The organism is Scytonema sp. NUACC21 (assembly GCF_054684315.1).
Genome location: NZ_BAAFZH010000084.1, coordinates 49,294 through 64,489 on the forward strand (window position 1 = coordinate 49,294; position 15,196 = coordinate 64,489).

The window sequence follows — 15,196 nt, forward strand, 5'->3', positions numbered from 1 at the left end:
CTCTACCTCCCTTTATGGGGCAAAAAATACCCACAGCCCAAGTGTCTCTTTCCTCCAATACCGCATTGCAAAAGCTTTAGGGAGTGCTCATCACTTAAGCCTGATACTTCAGTAGTAAAACCAACAACGGTGTACCGCTTTATTTTGAGTGTTTTGCGACTTGGTTTGCCTTCTTGATTAACTGGAATAGAGATTTGACCTGAAATTTCTAAACTATCAAGCTGACGTTGGGCAGCAGCTAAAAAGGACTCTGGTTCGTTATATCCCTTGATGGTGACAATCCTAGACCTTAGTCTTGACGCTGGTTTAAGAATAAAAATTTCTGGAATGCCTATGTGAATCGTATGAATTCCAATACAAATAGACTTCCCTGCTAGCTGATAGACCAATGGTATTTGAGAGATTGGGACACGAATTCTTACGCAAGATTCCTCAGTAAGTAGAATTTTGCCTTGGCGATCGCCAATACCAGGAATTGTCAGGATACTGAGAGCAGCCCGTTCACGTATTTCTGGAATGAGATGGACACATGCAGCATACAGTCCATAGTTATGGTCAGCAGGAAGATACTTTCCTTGCACTGGAAAAACAAGTTCAACAAAAGGTTCAAGCCCATTACCTGCATCTAGAGATGCAGAAAAACCCACAGACGCAATCATTTCAAAACCCTCCAAGCACAGCAAATGTTTTAGCAATCTAAAACGCTCAACACCTTACGGGATCTGAGGTAGCTAGTACGGGCAAATTCTGTGTTGTAGCTCTATAGTGACTGGATTTAGTTTTAAATCTGTCACTCCAGAGACTTTACTTTTAAATATTGAAACATTGAAATTATTCAAACACTAGCAAAAGCGATGCGATATGTCAATAAAATTACGATAGGTGCTAAACGCCTTGCGGCATCAGAGGTTAGGAGCAGACAAGGTACTGTTAACCCTAGCTGCCCAGCACCGCTTGAAGGTACCAAACCTTGAAATAGTGAAAGTGCTCAACGCCTTACGACATCTTAGGCACTTTGTGTGAGATGTGTTTGATTTCAAGAATTTAGCTTAGCATTAATTTGAGCATTTTGTGCTCAACGCCTAACGGCATCAAAGGTCAGAACACTCTTGGGGTCGCGGTTTGCAAATCTCAATCATTGAGTGCTCAACGCCTAACGGCATCAAAGGTCAGAACACGTGCGTACTGGTCTAGATATATAAGTCGCTGTTTCGTGCTCAACGCCTAACGGCATCAAAGGTCAGAACACATTTAGTGGCTGTCAAAGCACAGCAATACGACACGTGCTCAACGCCTAACGGCATCAAAGGTCAGAACACCTTTTGACACATTCCTCAATCTCATATGTCATATGTGCTCAACGCCTAACGGCATCAAAGGTCAGAACACTCTAATTGACGCTCTGACCGACGAGCAGATGAAAACGTGCTCAACGCCTAACGGCATCAAAGGTCAGAACACGCCAATCGATTCGCGATCGCTTCCCAATCTATCTGTGCTCAACGCCTATCGGCATCAAAGGTCAGAACACAACAGAGATTTGCATTAACTCAAGCAGTCAATGCCCGGTGCTCAACGCCTATCGGCATCAAAGGTCAGAACACTACTTCCTAGTTTTGTTCGTAAATCAGAATTACCTTGTGCTCAACGCCTATCGGCATCAAAGGTCAGAACACATTCACCTCGCCCAATAGTTTCAACGCGTCCTTTGGTGCTCAACGCCTATCGGCATCAAAGGTCAGAACACGTAGGGTCGTTGCGATTCTAAAAACCTACACTTGGGTGCTCAACGCCTATCGGCATCAAAGGTCAGAACACCAGAGAAAGATTGTAAATTCTTCTCCAAATCGTTGTGCTCAACGCCTATCGGCATCAAAGGTCAGAACACAAACAATATTGCCATCAACATCTTTAATTTCTAATCGTGCTCAACGCCTATCGGCATCAAAGGTCAGAACACTAAAGGCAATTCAATTCTCCCACTGCCTGATAAATCGTGCTCAACGCCTATCGGCATCAAAGGTCAGAACACCGCTCTAAAATTAGCTAAAGAAATAAAAGCTAATTTGTGCTCAACGCCTATCGGCATCAAAGGTCAGAACACCGAGTATGCGTCTTTGCCCAACAGTCCTTTTAGTTGTGCTCAACGCCTATCGGCATCAAAGGTCAGAACACTAGTTGGTGGATCTCCCGTACTAAATACTTGGTATGTGCTCAACGCCTATCGGCATCAAAGGTCAGAACACTGCCTTCTAGCAAATATTCTGGAAAGCAAGCAAAGGTGCTCAACGCCTATCGGCATCAAAGGTCAGAACACGCGTTTAACGAATGATGGAATCACTTGGTCTAATTGTGCTCAACGCCTATCGGCATCAAAGGTCAGAACACCAGCTAACACTCTGGTTGGAATTTTGGGCAGTGCTTTGTGCTCAACGCCTATCGGCATCAAAGGTCAGAACACATTTCTAATAGCACATTCTTAAAACCTGCTTAACTAGTGCTCAACGCCTATCGGCATCAAAGGTCAGAACACCCTTCGTATCTCTCTCTTTCTATAAAAGCTATCTCTTGTGCTCAACGCCTATCGGCATCAAAGGTCAGAACACCCCTTAATGACAGAGATAAAAACGGTCAATTCACAGTGCTCAACGCCTATCGGCATCAAAGGTCAGAACACCTTTTGCCGTTTTGCCAAACAAGCTCCGGTTGATAGGTGCTCAACGCCTATCGGCATCAAAGGTCAGAACACGACTTATGAAACAGATTGCCCTTACAAACTCCAAGCTGTGCTCAACGCCTATCGGCATCAAAGGTCAGAACACGGCGATCGCTGAAACCGTTGCTACGAAGAAGCTTGTAGACCATTTTACAAGCACCCCAAGAATTTGTGTAAAAAGTTTAGCCATAATTGTATTTTAAACGCAATTGAGCAGATTTAGCAATCTTGCAAACCCTTGAATTGCAAAGCTTTTGAGTCACTGTAAAAAGATGCAAGCATCTCCAGCAGTGGGGAAAATCTTGAACAACAGGCTCAGTGGGAGTTTCCGGCTGATATTGCTAATTTCAGTAGTCTACAATCACAGATCCATGCATCACACAGTTTGTTATAGCTTTGCCTGCACTTGCATATCCATAATAGATATTATGCAGCGAGCAGCTGGAGGTTGCCATGACCAAGACACCTTTTAAAATAACAACCCTGGAGGAGTACCGGAATTTTGATGACGGCACGGATAAACGTTATGAACTTGAAGATGGGGTGTTGGTAGAAATGCCTCCGGGTACTGGCAAACATGAGGAGATTATTACCTTGCTCCTTGTTCGCTTCTTTTTGGAGAAACAAAGGTTACAACTACCTTTACAACCACGTCCCAACGGTACTGAGGTGCTAACCGGAAAACAGGTGAGAAGACCTGACGTGTGTGTCATGACTGATGAGCAAGCGCAAAGCATTGCAAATACTTCTGCTATTCTCTTGACAGCACCGCCATTGATTGTTGAGGTGGTCAGTCCCGAATCTGTTAATCGGGACTACAACGACAAGTTGTTGGAGTATGCAGCTATAGGTGTTGAGGAATATTGGATTGTCGATCCATTACAAAAAAAGGTGACTGTCTGTTTGCTGGAGCAAGGAGTCTATCAGCAAATAGCGTACACCGGAAATCAACGGATTGTATCGAGGCTGTTTCCCCAACTGGAACTGATGGCGGAGGAAATCTTGCTTTGATTTGTTTCCAGATTGCTTAAGATAAATCCGAAAGCAGCTAAAGCTGCAACGCATTCATCCCACGGCTAAAAGCCGATGGGCTTTCTGCTTTTATTGCTGTAAATTTTTAACCTTTGCAACTGGTGGAGTCACTTCTTTAGCGACTGTGTGTTGAGGTAAAAACCGCCCTTGCAAGCCGTAGCTCACTAAGCCCATATACTCGTAAAATACCATAATTGCTGTTTTGCTGGAAGATAACCCCCTAGGTACGGGGCTGGTGTGTGGCGTGACTTCAAACCCCATACTCTGAAAAGTGAGTAATGAACGCAACATATGGGGAGGATCGGTTACGAGCAAAATTCTTTTCACTCCTTGTGGTTGTAGTTTTGATGCGGTGAGGAGTGCATTTTCTCTGGTTGTTTCAGAACAGTGTTCTTCGTCTAATGCTTGAGCGGGAATGCCTTTTTCTTTAAGTTGTTCGACGATTTCAGAACCATCTCCCGCACCACTGGCAAAAATTAAAGGTGCGCGATTGGCTTTCCACAACTCACCGGCAACTTCAACACGGGATTCTCTAAAAGGTTTCCCCCTGCCCAGTACCACGATTGCGTCTGCAGTTGTACCGGAGTCAGGGGGGATAAATGCTACTAGTCCTTGTTTTGCAACTGCGATAATAGGGGGAAATGTAGCACTGAAGTAAGATAGGAGCAACACAATTCCCAATCCGCTCAAGATACGTTTCCAGCGCAGTCGGGGAAAGATCCAAGGTAAAAAAACTAAAACCAGGAGCGGTAATACTATTATTATTGGTGTTGTCAGCCACTGAGACAGCGTTGCCTTGAGACTTAGCCACTGACTTACAGAGGGATTCCTTTGGTGAGCTTGGCTAACGCACATAGCTAAATCGAACATTGCAGTTAACCTTTAGACTGTCAATACACTCTTTACTTTTTGTTATATTAGCTAAGTCTCAAGCTATGATGTGTTATCTACGAGCGTCTTGATGATGAAATGAAAATGTGCTTTCTACTTACTCCCTTCGCGCTAGAAGATGACCTCAGGGGGTAATGAACGGTGGGCAGTGCCCACCCAGCCCTTTCAATGCGAACAAATGAACTACTAATTCAAGGGCTGCAAGGCGCTCTGTGTCACACATTTTCTCTTGACTGCAATCCTTGATATTTCGTGAATTTAGAGACGCGCCATGGCTCGTCTCTACACAAAACAAGGTTTCTGGTCTTATCTGAATCGTATTGTCCTATAAAGGACGAATCTATAAACTCTGTTAGGGGGTTCAGGGCGAATGTTTATGCAGTCAGAGAAGTGTCTTGAAGCGGATGGGCGCAAGATTACCGATATTTCCATGTGCGGGTGATTTCAGGATTTTCACAACTTAGCAGAGCAAACAGTAATCGAACCAAATACGTCGATAAGAACAAATAATAATATGTTTAAGGTGCCGTAGATGCAAGCTAGTGATGGTTTCCCGACTTTTTTTACTTAAAAAATCTTTTAAACTTCTTTGTTCATTTACAGAGAGGTATGTTTTAGCAATTGCATTTGAATCAAAAATGTACTTATAATTTTCATTATAAAAAATTGCATTAATACTTTTAGTATGTATTAAGTGAATGTTGCTCTCCATTAAAGCTTTAAGTATTTTAGCTAAGGTGGCTTGTATCTCAGCATCTTGACTGTGAAAAACGATGGGATTGAAAGAAATTATCATTTATTTTTCGTCTTTTTTATTCAGTGCCTTTTGCATTTCCAATATTTCTTTCAATCCCTCATCAAAAACCCCATCTCGCCAATCGCTTAGAACTCCATCTTCATCAATTGTAATTTCCATTAATTCTTTCCCTTTGAATTCAGCATCTTCTAACCAGTAAATTACCACATCATCTTTTGTGAAACCGAAATCATTTTCAACAACTAGCTTACGAAGACGTAAGAGCATATTTTCAGAATGAGTTTCGATGATAAAAGTCTGATTATTCTCCTTTGCTGACTTTGCAAATAACTCAGCTAAATCACCATGTGCCGCAGGATGCAAATGCAGCTCTGGCTGTTCTAAAACAATGATAGAATCTGGTCTATCCGTAACATTAGCTCGAACTACCAAAGGCAAAGCTTGACTCATTCCTTGCCCAACATCTACAAGATTCACATCAGTACCATTTTTAGAAAGTAAAATTTGAATAAGAGGTTTTTTATCCCTGTCATCTACCTTTAATTCCCATCCATCAAAATGTTCTCTATACCACTTTCCTACATTTTTATATAAGTCATCGTCTTTCTTTAATTTACTTATTGCCAGCATTGAATAAGCATTTTTACCTGTAACACCTGTGTCTCGAAATTCTATCTGACCCGTTAAATAAAAATATCTTTCAGGCAAAATTCTAAAAGGTCCGATATAATCAACATCAATTGGCTCTATCTGAAGATTTTCTACTAAATTTTTGTTGCCGGGTTTTTCAAAAAATGTAGTAGGAATAAATCCTTTAAATTCGCAATTATATACTTTTTTACTAATATTATCAAAGTATTCATTATCCTTAAGTTCAAGTTCAAATTCCTGTATACGATCCTTATACTTCCACTGAAAAACTTCTAAGCCATATCCGTCTAATTTTTTTAATAAACCAATTTCTATTTCTACATTATTCTCGAATATAATTTTAAAAATTAAAGGAATTCCAGCCGGATTGTTTTCAAAAAACAAATTATCAAACTCTCCGCCCAATTCCACTTCATTATTCTTTAATAACAACGGTACATCAATATTACCCATTAGCGAGTTTTCAAATAAGGTAAATAGTTTAGCAATAGAACTTTTACCCGAACTATTTTTGCCAATTAAAACAGTAATTGGCTTTATTTGCATTGTCTGCTTTTCTGAAAATGCTTTATAATTTTCAAATGAGACAGATTTTATTTTCATAATTTTTAATTATTCAATTTGTTACCTCAAGTACCAAGTATATTTTTTTACATTAAACTAGGCGTTGAGTTGTGGACTACTTGAGCAAAGTTGAGTAACTCAAATCAGCCTTGAGGGATTATACTTCTCACAGGAAGACTAAACCTGGATTTTTCCAGCACAAGCTATTACTCTCATGCTAGCAAAATTTGGTATGAGTCACCTTGAATTTCTCGTTCTTGGTTCTATGACACGTGGGTCAACATTATAATAATGAGCAGCTTGAGACATATCAAATGTTAATAAATTTTCGTCGCCTAGCTCTTGTGGAGTTCCAGGCTTATGGGGAAGTATATCTAGAGCTTTTATAATCTCTGTTGCAACCGCCTTAGCTAGTAATGGTGGAACTGAATTTCCTACTTGTCGAAATCCATGCCATTTTGTAGCGTGAAATCTAAACCAGTCCGGGTAGGAATGTAAACGCGCTGCTTCACGGACAGTAATACATCTTGGCGTAAAAGGATGAATTGGTCGAGCAGAAGTAAAAGCTCCTCTGTTGCTGGGAGTCCCTGCTCTTAAAGTGTTACAAATTCCTTGTGGGTCGAGTTTATGAAAGCGGCTGACAGGTTCTGTTTTACCTGCTGGGGTAGATTCAAATCTACTGATAGTTTCTAAAGAGTGCTTTGTTCTTAAACTTGACGTTAGTATCCGAGAGTCATATTGGCGTGAATAAGAATAGTCATGATTTATAGAGCAAAGACCGCGAAGTTGTCTGCCGTAATTACTTGGCTTTCCAAATTCTGCTATGACCCAATCTTTTTCTAAAAGCTCTGGGTAATCTTCTACTTCTGGTAAGTCTTGAAGTCCATCCCAAACTGTAGGGCTAATTGGTAGTTGGTTATTTAACTTTGCTTTTTTTGATTTAACAGGTATTGTTATTATTTCTGGGTATTTTGGTAATTCTAGGTTCTGGAGACAACCTAGTAAAAATAATCTTTCACGGCTTTGTGGCACTCCATATTCAGATGCATTTAATACTTGATAATTTTGGCAAACTTTATACCCGTTATCTTCAAATTCATTAATGATGGCTGAAATGAATTCTTTGTGTTTGCCGACAGTCATTCCTTTAACGTTTTCTAAAACAAAAAATTTGGGCTTTAATTCCAAAACTAGCCGTATGTAATGAAATATCAGAGCATTACGAGGGTCGTCAAAAACACGTTTACCTATTAATGAAAAACCTTGACAGGGTGATCCGCCAAATACTACGTCTATTTCTCGATCGCCAATAGAGGAGTGACTTCTAATCTCTTCTCCAGTGATATCAACAATACTTTTACAAAAAATTTTCCAAAAAGGAAAATTAAATTCGTGTGTTACACAGTGAATTGGATCGAATTCTACAGCAGCAAGAACATCGAATCCTGCTTGCTCAAAACCAAGGGTCATGCCACCAGCACCAGCAAACAAATCCACAGCGATGGGACGACTGAGGATTTTAGGGTCTGAATTTGGGATTTGAGATTGTGAGAGTAGCAATCGTGATTTTTAGATAAAAAACACACTGACACATAAACGATCTTGCACCTCATGCCCTTGGGTTGGAAGCCCCAGAGTGTCTTCTTTCGGCTTCATATAGCCCCACCTTTATAGGGTTGTTGGAGGGCGAATTTAATGTAGGTAGGACGGTGCCACACTTTTACATTATTGGTGGGCAGTGCCCACCCTACAAATACGTTATTGGTGGGTGGTGTTCACCCTACGAATTGGGATTTGTAGAAATTCGCGCTTCAGTATCTTTCTAAATGGAGATGAATTAGTGCAAAATGTATAGTTATTGTTTTTTAGCTTATCCTAAAGTCCGAAATTTAATTTTTAAGATTTGGTATCATTTGCAAAATTTCCTTGACAACGCGATCGCAAACTCCAACTTCACCCAAACAGCGCTGCATTTCCTGGTAATCTGCAAGCATTTGTTGCTTGCGTTCCCCATTCAGCAGTAATTCCATTGCTGCTTGAGTGATATTTTCCGGATTTGCTGTGTCTTGGATAAACTCCGGCACGATTTGCTTCATAACTACCAAGTTAACAGGGGAGGCGAAGGGAAAAGAAATTTTCAAAATATTTCGAGCCACCCAATAAGTCAAAGAATTCAAACGGTAGGCAACCACTTGCGGTACATTTAACAATGCAAGTTCCAAATTGACAGTACCGCACTTGGTAATCGCCAAGTCAGCCGCTGCCAGTACCTGTTGCTGTTTGCCAGAGACTACAGTAGCTCGCAGGCAGTATTTCTGTACTGCTTTGACAATTGTTTCTCGATATATTTCCAGAGATAGAGGAATCCAGAAATACACTTGGGGCAATTTGCTTTGAATCTCCTGAGCAGCCTGAAACATAACAGGCAAGAGATACTTAAGTTCTTGATGGCGGGAAGCAGGAATAAGAGCAATACTGATGGTGTCATCTGGAATTCCCAGTTGAGCACGTGCTACTGCCCGACTTGGGAAATTGCGTACATTGTCCACCAGAGGATGACCTACCCAGCTTACTTTTGCTCCTTTCTTTTGGAAGTAACGCGCTTCTTCCTGAAAAATGGCTAGCAGCTTATCACTGACGCCAATAATGCGATCGGTATCGCGAGCAGTTACTGAAGATACCCATACTTGTGGTGCAATGTAATAAACAATGGGTACTTGTGGCAGGTGGCGACGAATATAGCTGCCAATGCCCAAATTTGGACCCATATAATCAATCAACACCACTAAGTCCGGTGGATGTTTCTTGAGATAAGCAATTGCTTGTCGCTGAACTTGAAGTGTTGGAACAACAAAGCGTATTGATTCCACCAGACCAAAAGAACCAATATGGGTGGTATTACCTAGTAAGGTTGCTCCGGCAGATGCCATTTTTTCACCACCTAGCGCCACAATTTCTAATGACACCCCAGTGGTAACAGCTTGGTGCTTAAGTGCGGAGATAAGTAAAGACCCCTGCAGGTCACCTGACACTTCGCCAGTACTGATAAATATTCGCATTTTATAGGAGGGAATGGAGATTGGGGTTAGGGATTGGGATTAGGGATTGGGGGGTTAGGAATTAGGGGTTAAGGATTGGGGGGTTAGGAATTGGGGAAAGAAGATTAACTGTGATGTATTAAAGATTATTTAGTTATTATTAACTCCTACTTAGTTACCTATTTCCTCTACCCCTATCCCCTGCTCTGAACTTCCATCCCCTATCCTGTGTACCCTATCCCCTTTTTCGCTAACTCAAGATTCATCACTGCCAGCAGCTTTCCCCTTACCAGGAATTAAGCCACGTCTTCCTGGCATTTGAGAAAGAAGCAGGAAGCGACGCAAGTGCTGTAACGGTTGAGTTTCTCCTAACAATTCCAGTTGTTCTATAGCTTCTTTAAAAGTCAACTCCGAACGATAGATAATGCGGAAAGCTTTTTTGAGGATTTGGAACTCGTCAGCATCCATACCAGAGCGTTTGAGCCCCACAAGATTGAGGGTGCGTATCCGTGCCGGATTCCCTTCCACTAACATATATGGAGGTACATCTCGGTCGATACGTGCCATGCCTCCCACCATTGCTAGGCTTCCAATGTGGACAAATTGATGGACGCCCAAAACCCCACTGAGTCTTGCGCGTGACTCTATATGAACGTGACCCGCCAAAGCGACGGAGTTGGCAATTATTACAGAATCTTCAATAACACAGTTATGACCCACATGGACATAAGCCATAAGCAGGTTTCCATTACCAATGCGAGTTTCTTCACCTGCACCAGTTGCTTTATTAATGGTGACGTATTCTCGAATTGAGTTATCGTTGCCAATTTTGACCCAGCTATATTCGCCAGAGTACTTTAAATCTTGAGGTTCCATGCCAATAACGGCACCTGGAAAAATTCGGTTTCGCGCCCCAATTTCCAAAGGTCCTTCTAATACAGCGTGAGCGCCAATTACGGTTTCGGGACCAACTGTGACGTGCCCTCCTATCACAGCATAGGCACCGACTTGCACTGTAGGGTGCAATTCCGCATTAGGATGAATGACAGCAGTAGGATGAATTAGCGTTTTCAAGGGTGCATCTCCAGAGAAGTCTTGAGTGCTGAGAGTTTATATATCAGTAGCAAATTGTAATTTTTGCTACATATGTGTGTGAGGGCGTCGAAATTTGAGCAAGATGCTGTTGTGGCTTATTTATTTTACTGATATCCTTGTTTGGGATTCAGAAAAGGCACGTCACGGTCGTGCCTCTACCACAAGAGCAAGCTTTTAGGTTGATAGGGAAAACATTAGTTCGCCTTCAGCCGCAAGCTGGCTGTCAACTTCGGCACGCGCTTGCATCTTACCGAAACGACGTTGTTTAACCCACATCAGTTCCACTGTCATGACCAGTTGATCGCCTGGTACAACCTGACGGCGAAAGCGAACTTTATCTATGCCTGCAAAAAGAAAGAGCCCACCCTCAAATTCTGAGAGTTGAGTGAGGACAACACCACCCACTTGCGCCATTGCTTCTACAATCAGCACTCCTGGCATAATGGGCTGTCCGGGAAAATGTCCTTGAAACTGGGGTTCATTAAACGTGACGTTTTTAATGCCTACTGCTCGTTTGCCCGGAACATATTCAATAATTCGATCTACAAGTGCAAACGGATATCGGTGAGGTAGCAGTTTGTGGATATCTTCTACTGTAAAAATGACTTTGGAGTCAGTTTTGTTTGTAGTGGTATCATCTGGCTGGTCAGTAGATGTTGGCGTGGAAACATCAATGGTATTCACTTGTTCGGTGACGGTTGACATCGATCTTGTTGTTTTTCTGTATTGGTTTATGTCCGTAGGTGCTCGATCTGAACCTCCCCTTAGTCATTTTTGATTTGAGATTATTATTTGGTAAGTTGTCAATTGTTTTAATACTTACCGAGTGGTAACTACTAACCACTAACCACTAACCAGTCCCAAATCTAAAATTTTTTGTGCCAGTTGAATGTGTAAATTGTGGCTGGCTTTGTACGCTAAGACATGAGCGCAGGGGAAAGTACCTAGTAAACTCAAATCTCCTACTAAATCCAAAATTTTATGACGTACTGGCTCATTTGCAAATCTTAATGGTGGATTTAGCCAACCATCGGGTCCGCAAACGAGAGCATTATCAAGGTTTCCACCTTTAATTAAACCTGATTGTTGTAACTGTTCAATCTGATGCAGTAACCCAAAAGTACGAGCCGGAGCAATTTCAGTTAAAAAACTTTCCATAGAGTTTGCCCTATCGCTGCTCAACAACCAACTATGCCATTGATTTCCAATAGCAGGCAAGTCAAAATCAATACCGTAGCTAAAACGGGTTTCTGCTGATGGAAGGGCACAGACAAAAGCGTCTCCCTGACGCACCCAAATGGGTCGATCCACAACTGGGAGAACTTTGTCTTGAGTTAGAGGTTGTGACACTAAGCCAGCAGATGCGATCGCCGTTGCCCACAACTTTGCCGAACCATCTAGAAGCGGAACCTCCGGACCATCAATCTCAATCCGAGCATTATCTACTCCCATAGCCGCAAGAGCTGCTAGCAAGTGTTCCACTGTGCGAACACAAGCTTCTCCCTTGCCCAACTGAGTGGAAAGTACAGTTTGATTCACAGCTGCCACTTGTGCTGGAATTATCGGAGTGTTTGGCAAATCGACTCTTACGAAGTAACGTCCGCTTCCTACCTCAGCCGGTTGTATCCGGACTTGGGTAGTTACACCGCTATGCAGTCCCACTCCTGTTTGGGTAATTTCTGATGCTAAAGTATGTAGCATTTTGTCCTTTGTCATTTGTACGAGTGTCCTTTGTCACTTGTCTTGGTCATTTGTCCTAACCAATGACTAATGACTAATGACTCTCTAAAATCTTTCCCCAATACCAAAGTTAATACGGCTGTCTCCATCATCATTAACACCGTAGTCAATACGAATCGGACCCAAAGGAGATTGCACGCGCACCCCAATACCAAAACCGTACCCACTACCGTTCTTATTCAGCAACTCAGCAGACCTAGTACTCGTTCCTAAATCGGAACCGACATCAAAAAACAGGGCTCCACTGACTACAGAGAACACGGGGAATCGATATTCAACAGATGCTTGGACAAAACTGCGCCCACTGCCCAAGCCTCCCTCTTCATAACCCCGAACAGAGTTGCTACCACCAAGAGTAAAAGCTTCGTAAGGAGGTAAGTCACCAAGTATAGTTCCGGCTTGAACGTTAAAGGCAAGGGTTTCCGGTCCTTTGGTAAAGTTCGTAAAATTGACAGGGAGGTATTGGCTGTAGCTACCGCGCAATCTGGTGAGCAAAATAGTCCCCAGTCCTATGGGTACAGATTGGTCAACACCAAATCGGAGGAAGGAACCGCTTGTCGGTTGCAAGGGATTATTTCTGAGGTCACGCGCCAGTCCCAATTGCACTAGCAGCAAATCGTCTCTACCTTCCCCAGATTCACTGAGTTCAACAAACTCATTTGTACCCTCAAGACGTCCCACGCTTCTAGTATCGCCATCACTATCTCTGATAGTCACTCTCTGGTATTGCAAACCAGCTGAAGCCGTCCATTCCGACCTTTCAAAGGGATTTCTGGATAAGGGACGGGTGAAGTTAACCCCACCACCCAAGCGTATAACACGGGGTGTATCACCGTCCTCATTGGGGTTTAAGGGATTGCTAACAGTTTCGATATCTTCATCATCGCCCTCAAAAATCAACGAAATTGACCTGCGGCGGAAAATATTGGTTGTATAAGAAGTACGGTAAGGGTCACCAGCGATCCAAGGGTCTGTAAAGCGGAGGTCAAATAACAATTCCCTGATCCCTAGCTGTACCTCAGCACCCAGTTTTTGATTTCGTCCATTCAGGTTTTGCTGCTGATAGCTGATAGTACCAAACAAACCACTGGCAGAACTAATACCAGCACCTGCTGCGATAGAACCACTGTTGCGCTCAACGACATTGACCACTACATCCACTTTACTGGGGTCTGTACCGGGGTCAAGGGAAACATTTACATCTTCAAACAACCCCAGTCCAAACACCCTCTGCAAATCCCTTTGCACTGTATTGCGGTTGAAAACCGTTCCTGGTTTTAATTGCAGTTCTCTCGTTACGATATAGGGTTGTGTCCGTCCGCGAATTTGTTCTCCCTTTTCGTTTGTTGTTTGACCTTCTTTATTGCGGAACTGAACTCGAATATCTTCTACCACACCTTCGGCTACTTGCAGCGTCACAACTCCATTTTCAGAAACTTGAGGTGCCCCAATCACGTTTGCAAGTGCATAACCTTGTTCTTGATAGCGCTTGGTTAATTGCTTGATGCCTTCCTGCAAATCACGCAAATTAAGAATTCTGCCGTACTGCTCTTTAAAGATTGTCTCTACAGTATCAGCAGGTAGTACAGACGCCACACCAGTACCTGGGTTTGCTTGTAATTGTACTTTGGTCAGGACAGGGTTAGGTTGTACAACGAAACTTACCCGTACACCCAGGGGAGTATCTTCTGGTACTGCTTGAACATTAGAGAAGAACCCTGTGGCAAAGACAGCGTTAATATCTTCTTGCAGCTGAGAACGAGTTGTCGTTCTACCTGGTTGGGTACGAATTGCTCTGTAGATTTGATCTTCTAACTCGGTTGCTATCGGTTGTCCAGCCTCAGATCGAATCAGAACTTCAGATACTAGCACGCGGGGTTCTGCTGCGGCTGGGGCTTGGTCTGATGGAGTTTCCTGTTGATTTTGTGGCGGTGCTGAGTCAAATGTAGGCGGGGCTGTATTCTCTGGCGTTGTGTTACCAGAAGGTTGAGACGGGGTTTGTTGTTGAGTTTCCGGGGATGGGGTTTGTTGAGTGTCTGGGGATGGGTTTTGTTGTTGAGTGTCTGGGGATGGGGTTTGTTGTTGAGTGTCTGGGGATGGGGTTTGTTGTTGAGTTTCTGGGGATGGGGTTTGTTGTTGAGTTTCTGGGGATGGGGTTTGTTGAGTACCCGATGGCTGGTTTTCCAGTAAAGGTGTTTGCTGGTTATTTTGTGCTGGTTCCTCACTGGGTTGATTGGTATCTTCCGGTGTACTGGTACCGGGAGTTGATGGTAATTGTTGTTGGGTACTGGGGGGCTGATTTTCTGGAACTGGAGCTTGTTGCAGATTTTGTGCCGTTTTTGATGTTATGGAAGTTGGCACTATCACTTCTGGCTTTGCCACCGATCTGGGTGAAGCCGGGAATACCCCAACAACAACGTGCCCCAGATCTTTTGCAGATGTTGTGACCTCTGCTGTTTGTTCTGTATTTGAACTTTTGACCGTTTGTGCATTTCCACTCAGCGAACTGCCCAATGGGGCTGCGATCGCGACAACTGTAACTATAACGGGAGATAAGCGCATTTTATTTAGATTCCTCTTCACGTCCACACACCATCACAAGGCAGTCATGCTTATATGCGACCTGTATAAAGTAAAAATTATATTTTTACTTTTGCCTTTCTAATTTATATGCCAAATTGCAAAAGGCAAAAGTCAGCAAGGTCATTTGTT

The 15,196-nt window shown here is 42.8% G+C and carries 10 protein-coding genes and 1 CRISPR repeat array; of the genes, 1 reads left to right on the top strand and 9 read right to left on the bottom strand.

Features of this window, described 5'->3' with window-relative positions:
* Positions 1–2: 2 nt before the first annotated feature.
* Positions 3–659: a type I-MYXAN CRISPR-associated protein Cas6/Cmx6 gene (gene cas6 / locus ACYRY3_RS20185; protein WP_460203403.1), complete on the bottom strand. Its 657-nt coding sequence runs from the start codon at positions 657–659 to the stop codon at positions 3–5.
* A gap of 412 nt (positions 660–1,071) precedes the next feature.
* A CRISPR array of direct repeats spans positions 1,072–2,822; the repeat unit is 36 nt; unit sequence GTGCTCAACGCCTATCGGCATCAAAGGTCAGAACAC.
* Positions 2,823–3,169: 347 nt separating this feature from the next.
* Here cas6 and ACYRY3_RS20190 point away from each other — a divergent pair.
* Positions 3,170–3,727, top strand: coding sequence for a Uma2 family endonuclease (locus ACYRY3_RS20190; RefSeq protein WP_460203404.1), 558 nt, complete (start codon positions 3,170–3,172; stop codon positions 3,725–3,727).
* A 90-nt stretch (positions 3,728–3,817) separates the two neighbouring features.
* Here ACYRY3_RS20190 and ACYRY3_RS20195 read toward each other — a convergent pair whose 3' ends face one another.
* The 8 genes from ACYRY3_RS20195 to ACYRY3_RS20230 all read right to left on the bottom strand — a co-directional run bounded on the left by ACYRY3_RS20195 (position 3,818) and on the right by ACYRY3_RS20230 (position 15,046).
* Positions 3,818–4,618 carry a YdcF family protein gene (locus ACYRY3_RS20195; protein ID WP_460203405.1) on the bottom strand — a complete coding sequence of 267 codons (801 nt, stop codon included), beginning with the start codon at positions 4,616–4,618 and terminating at the stop codon, positions 3,818–3,820.
* Positions 4,619–5,435: 817 nt separating this feature from the next.
* On the bottom strand, positions 5,436–6,650 hold the full coding sequence (locus ACYRY3_RS20200; protein WP_460203407.1) for an AAA family ATPase: 1,215 nt from the start codon (positions 6,648–6,650) through the stop codon (positions 5,436–5,438).
* 198 nt (positions 6,651–6,848) lie between these two features.
* Positions 6,849–8,171 (bottom strand): DNA cytosine methyltransferase, encoded by a 1,323-nt coding sequence (locus tag ACYRY3_RS20205; RefSeq protein WP_460203408.1) that lies wholly within the window; start codon positions 8,169–8,171, stop codon positions 6,849–6,851.
* A 329-nt stretch (positions 8,172–8,500) separates the two neighbouring features.
* A complete protein-coding gene (gene lpxB / locus ACYRY3_RS20210; protein WP_460203410.1) occupies positions 8,501–9,670 on the bottom strand; it encodes a lipid-A-disaccharide synthase in 1,170 nt (389 codons plus the stop codon).
* A 234-nt stretch (positions 9,671–9,904) separates the two neighbouring features.
* Entirely contained in the window at positions 9,905–10,723 is an 819-nt protein-coding gene (gene lpxA, locus ACYRY3_RS20215) for an acyl-ACP--UDP-N-acetylglucosamine O-acyltransferase (RefSeq protein ID WP_460203411.1), read from the bottom strand.
* A gap of 195 nt (positions 10,724–10,918) precedes the next feature.
* Positions 10,919–11,449, bottom strand: a complete 531-nt coding sequence (gene fabZ, locus ACYRY3_RS20220; RefSeq protein WP_460203412.1) for a 3-hydroxyacyl-ACP dehydratase FabZ — start codon at positions 11,447–11,449, stop codon at positions 10,919–10,921.
* 138 nt (positions 11,450–11,587) lie between these two features.
* Positions 11,588–12,460 (bottom strand): UDP-3-O-acyl-N-acetylglucosamine deacetylase, encoded by an 873-nt coding sequence (lpxC, locus tag ACYRY3_RS20225; RefSeq protein WP_460203413.1) that lies wholly within the window; start codon positions 12,458–12,460, stop codon positions 11,588–11,590.
* 69 nt (positions 12,461–12,529) lie between these two features.
* The gene (locus tag ACYRY3_RS20230) at positions 12,530–15,046 is read right to left on the bottom strand and encodes a BamA/TamA family outer membrane protein (RefSeq protein WP_460203414.1); all 2,517 of its coding nucleotides are present in this window, start codon (positions 15,044–15,046) and stop codon (positions 12,530–12,532) included.
* Positions 15,047–15,196: the final 150 nt, after the last annotated feature.

What these genes read in the sequence shown, in the direction of transcription:
- cas6 (WP_460203403.1), bottom strand. Translation starts at nt 659, where the DNA reads ATGATTGCGTCTGTGGGTTTTTCTGCATCTCTAGATGCAGGTAATGGG.
- ACYRY3_RS20190 (WP_460203404.1), top strand. Translation starts at nt 3,170, where the DNA reads ATGACCAAGACACCTTTTAAAATAACAACCCTGGAGGAGTACCGGAAT.
- ACYRY3_RS20195 (WP_460203405.1), bottom strand. Translation starts at nt 4,618, where the DNA reads ATGTTCGATTTAGCTATGTGCGTTAGCCAAGCTCACCAAAGGAATCCC.
- ACYRY3_RS20200 (WP_460203407.1), bottom strand. Translation starts at nt 6,650, where the DNA reads ATGAAAATAAAATCTGTCTCATTTGAAAATTATAAAGCATTTTCAGAA.
- lpxB (WP_460203410.1), bottom strand. Translation starts at nt 9,670, where the DNA reads ATGCGAATATTTATCAGTACTGGCGAAGTGTCAGGTGACCTGCAGGGG.
- fabZ (WP_460203412.1), bottom strand. Translation starts at nt 11,449, where the DNA reads ATGTCAACCGTCACCGAACAAGTGAATACCATTGATGTTTCCACGCCA.
- lpxC (WP_460203413.1), bottom strand. Translation starts at nt 12,460, where the DNA reads ATGACAAAGGACAAAATGCTACATACTTTAGCATCAGAAATTACCCAA.
- ACYRY3_RS20230 (WP_460203414.1), bottom strand. Translation starts at nt 15,046, where the DNA reads ATGCGCTTATCTCCCGTTATAGTTACAGTTGTCGCGATCGCAGCCCCA.